The 4,112-nt window shown below is 38.2% G+C and carries 3 protein-coding genes; all 3 read left to right on the forward strand.

The genetic code is table 11. The features are described from left to right. Positions 1-339 precede the first annotated feature (339 nt). Positions 340-2,454, forward strand: a complete 2,115-nt coding sequence (rnr, locus tag AC220I_RS19140; protein WP_486725465.1) for a ribonuclease R — start codon at positions 340-342, stop codon at positions 2,452-2,454. 109 nt (positions 2,455-2,563) lie between these two features. After that, positions 2,564-3,376, forward strand: coding sequence for a Cof-type HAD-IIB family hydrolase (locus tag AC220I_RS19145; protein ID WP_486725466.1), 813 nt, complete (start codon positions 2,564-2,566; stop codon positions 3,374-3,376). 149 nt (positions 3,377-3,525) lie between these two features. Beyond that, complete coding sequence (locus AC220I_RS19150) at positions 3,526-3,744, forward strand: hypothetical protein (RefSeq protein WP_486725467.1); 219 nt, start codon at positions 3,526-3,528, stop codon at positions 3,742-3,744. Positions 3,745-4,112 lie beyond the last annotated feature (368 nt).

The following is a 4,112-nucleotide window of genomic DNA, read 5'->3' on the forward strand; positions in this document are numbered from 1 at the left end:
AATTGAATCGTTTAGCCTCATTAAGTAATGGGGCAGGACAGAATGGGCTGGTGATTTCACCAGTTCTTTTTTTATACGATGAATTCTCATCCAGCTCAAAACAAGAGTGGTTAACTTGTAAAGGGTGGTTAAATGAGAGGGGGGACAGATAACAAGGTTTTGCCTTAATCCACAGATTTCATGCGAAGAGGCGCGTTAATATTTCGTTAATTTTGAGATGGTGCCTATTTATTGTAAGGTTAATGCGTTATAATTAAGGTATAAATCTTATGAGACAATAATTGTGAAGTGAGATAGGTATAGAGGCTAAAACAGCTCTACAACAAAGGAGGCAACAAAATGAAAAAAGAAGATATACTACAATTTTTTAAAGCAAACAGTGAAAAGGCCTTTGTGGAAATGGATTTAGTAGAACAAATGAATGTTCATAAAGAAGATATCCCTGCAATGTTTACTTATTTAGATGAAATGGTGGAGGATGCACAGCTCATTAAAACCAAAAAAGGAAAATTTGCATTACCGGAATTTTTTCAAATATATGTAGGTAAAATTCAAATGACTGCTAAGGGCTTTGGATTTGCAATCATTGAAAGTGTGACCATGAGAGATGTCTTTATCCCTGCAAGTGCATTATTTGGTGCAATGAATGGTGACAAGGTCATGATCAAGCTGACTAAAATCGGTGGACCTGACAAGAAGAGCGAAGGCGAGGTAATCAAAATTGTCGAGCGATCGAATACGGTGATTGTTGGCACCTATGAGGAGAGCAAGAATTTTGGCTTTGTCGTAGCAGATGATCAACGCATCAGGAGTGATATTTTTATTTCGAGAAACAATGCACTAGGGGCAAAACAAGGTGATAAGGTCGTCGTTGAGATATCAAGATGGCCTGAAGACCGCCGCAATCCAGAAGGCAAGATTACTGAAATACTTGGTCAAACCGGTGAGCCGGGTGTTGATATTCTTTCTGTTATCAGAACCTATAAGCTCCCTGAGGTGTTCAACACCAAGGTCATCCAAGAGGCGGAGAACATTCCGATTGAAGTTGAAGAAGATGAAATCAAGAAGAGAGAGGATTTTAGGGATTATAAGATCGTCACAATAGATGGCAAGGATGCCAAAGACCTAGATGATGCGGTGCATGTTATAAAGCTCCCTAATGGTAATTACGAGCTAGGTGTTCATATCGCCGATGTCTCTTATTATGTGAGAGAACACTCTAAGATAGACAAGGAAGCCCTTAGACGTGCAACCAGTGTATACTTGCTAAACCGTGTTATTCCCATGCTTCCAGAGAGACTTTCAAATGGTATTTGCAGTTTGAACCCACAGGTTAATCGATTGACCATGTCTTGTATTATGGAAATTGATTCAAATGGTGATATTCTCAATCATAAAATTTGTGAGTCTGTTATTAAAACCGTGGAACGTATGAATTATGACGATGTGTCTGATATCGTTGAAGGTAAAATTTCACATGAACTCAAGGATAAATATGGTTATTTGTTCCAAGAATTTGAGACCATGAAGGAACTTTCGCTCATACTTAGAAAGCGAAGAACCAGACGTGGTGCCATCGATTTTGATTTTGCTGAGTCTAAAATTCAATTGGACGGCGAGGGCAAGCCAATTTTTGTGGGTAAGTTGGAACGCAGAATTGGTCATAAGATCATAGAGGAGTTCATGCTTGCTGCAAATGAAACTGTGGCTGAGCATATGTTTTGGCTTGAGTTGCCTTTTGTATATCGTATTCACGAAACACCTGATATGGAAAAAATAGAAACACTGAATAAGTTCTTATACAACTTTGGCAAGAAAGTTAAGGGCAATGCAGAAGACTTGCATCCAAAGGCTATTCAACAGATGCTGACAGAAGTTAAGGGCAGTCAGGAAGAGCATGTAATCAGCAAATTGACCCTTCGTTCCTTAAAACAGGCTAAATATTCTCCTAACAATGATGGTCACTTTGGTTTAGCGGCAAAATACTATTGCCACTTTACATCACCGATTAGACGTTACCCAGACTTACAAATTCACCGTATTATCAGAGATATGCTTAATGGTAAGCTAAATGCTGACCGGATTAAAGCACTTCGTGCCATTGTGGATGAAGTTTCTTTACAAAGTTCTGACAGGGAAAGAAATGCCGAGCTTGCTGAACGTGATGTGGACGATATGAAAAAAGCAGAGTACATGATGGGTCATATTGGTGAACATTTTACGGGCCTAATCTCAACCATAACCTCATTTGGGATGTTTGTAGAGCTCGAAAATACAATTGAGGGCTTGGTAAGAATGGAAAACTTAGATGATGATTACTATGTCTATGACGAAGAGCGTATGCAGCTTGTTGGCGAGAGGACTAAGAATGTCTATAAGCTTGGTCAAACCGTTGAAGTTGAAGTTATAGGGGCGGATGCAACTTTAAGACAGGTAGATTTTGATATTGTCTAGAACTTTAAACCTGAATAGTAAATTTAGCATAGCCCTGTAAACGTGACAACTTGCGTTTATTTGAGATGGATAATAATCGATTTGATTGAAAGGAATTACTGGTTTAATGATGAAAAAATTAATTGTAAGTGATATTGATGGGACGCTTTTAAGAAGTGACAAAACCATCTCCGAAATAACAAGAAACAAGATTTTTCAGTTGATTGAACAAGGCCATTTATTTGCCATTGCCACAGGCAGAATGCATGGTGCCGGAAGGATTATCACGAAGGATCTCGATTATGATGGATTTCTCATATCTTGTAATGGTGCTGTTGTAAAACATTTAAAAACGGGTGAAATTATACAAGCGATTGAATTGCCAAGGCACTTGGCAATAGAAGTGGTCAAGGTCTGTAAAAAGCATGACGCTTACTTTCACCTATATGACAATGACGTGATCTATTCTGAGAAGAATATGCACTTGGCACAAAAATACGCTGATGGTATGAAAAATTTGCCTGAGGCATATCATTTTAAGGTCGAATTCCATGACGATCTTTTATCCATTGTGGAGAAAGTACCGGTTTATAAAATTGGCCTTTGGAGTGAACACCCTGAAACTTTTGAAGCCGTCATGGCTGAAATAAAAGAAATAGAGGGACTTGAAACCTGTAAATCCCTTGAAACCTCTTTTGATGTTATGGCAAAAGGCGTTACCAAAGCCACAGGTATTGAAGCCATTAGAAGCCATTACGATATTCCCCTTGAGGATGTGATCGCTTTTGGTGACAATGAAAACGACATGGATATGATCTCTTACGCTGGCGTAGGTGTTGCCATGAGCAATGCCACAGAAGCACTTAAAAAAGTAGCCAACTATATTGCAAAAAGCAATGATGAAGATGGCTTGATGCATGCACTTGAAGAATTGATTAAATAAATCTTAAGCTTGGCAATTAAAAATTAACAATGTTTGATAGGATCTTAACCTTATAATAATCTTGTTCTAATACTTTAACCGTATGATGTAGTAGAGGTCGAAAGCAAAGAGAAACGACAGACCAAGCTACATAAAATATGAGGTGAAGTATGAAAAATTCAATCGAGAACTTGGCACATTTATCAGAAAGGGCTGAAGCAATTCGAGTCGAAACTGACGCACTTTTCACAGCCGTAAAAATCGTGATGGGCAAGGAAAAACATGGATTAATGACTAAGCAAATTCCGCTCAAGTGGCAGAGTCAATATGAAAGACAGGTTGATGAAAAAGTAAACCTAATTCGCAGCAAAAGAAGAAATTGCGTTTGAATGAATAAGTATTAAACCCTATGGCATGTTCTGGACGACAGAGGTGCACATGGGGTTTATTTATTTGAGGCTAATAAGCGTTAAAACAATAAGGATAACAATAGGGATGACAATAATAAGGACAATAATGGGTTCAAGCATTAAAGTAGTGATAGAAGCGGAACGATAAAGGGTAGATATGATATAGGAGAAGATCTAACAAATTATAAGTGGTAAAAATTTTGAGTTAATGATTTGGAGGCAGGCATGAAGAAGGTGTTTATTTTAGGGGACAGTGGTCTCATAGGGAGGGCGATTATTAAGTGTCTCAAGGATGAATATGATATCCTGGGTATTTCTAGACATGAGGTTTCTCATGACAATTGCCA

This window comes from Fusibacter sp., assembly GCF_057447755.1.

Coding starts and splice junctions, on each gene's coding strand:
- AC220I_RS19150 (WP_486725467.1), top strand. CDS start 3,526: ATGAAAAATTCAATCGAGAACTTGGCACATTTATCAGAAAGGGCTGAA.
- rnr (WP_486725465.1), top strand. CDS start 340: ATGAAAAAAGAAGATATACTACAATTTTTTAAAGCAAACAGTGAAAAG.
- AC220I_RS19145 (WP_486725466.1), top strand. CDS start 2,564: ATGAAAAAATTAATTGTAAGTGATATTGATGGGACGCTTTTAAGAAGT.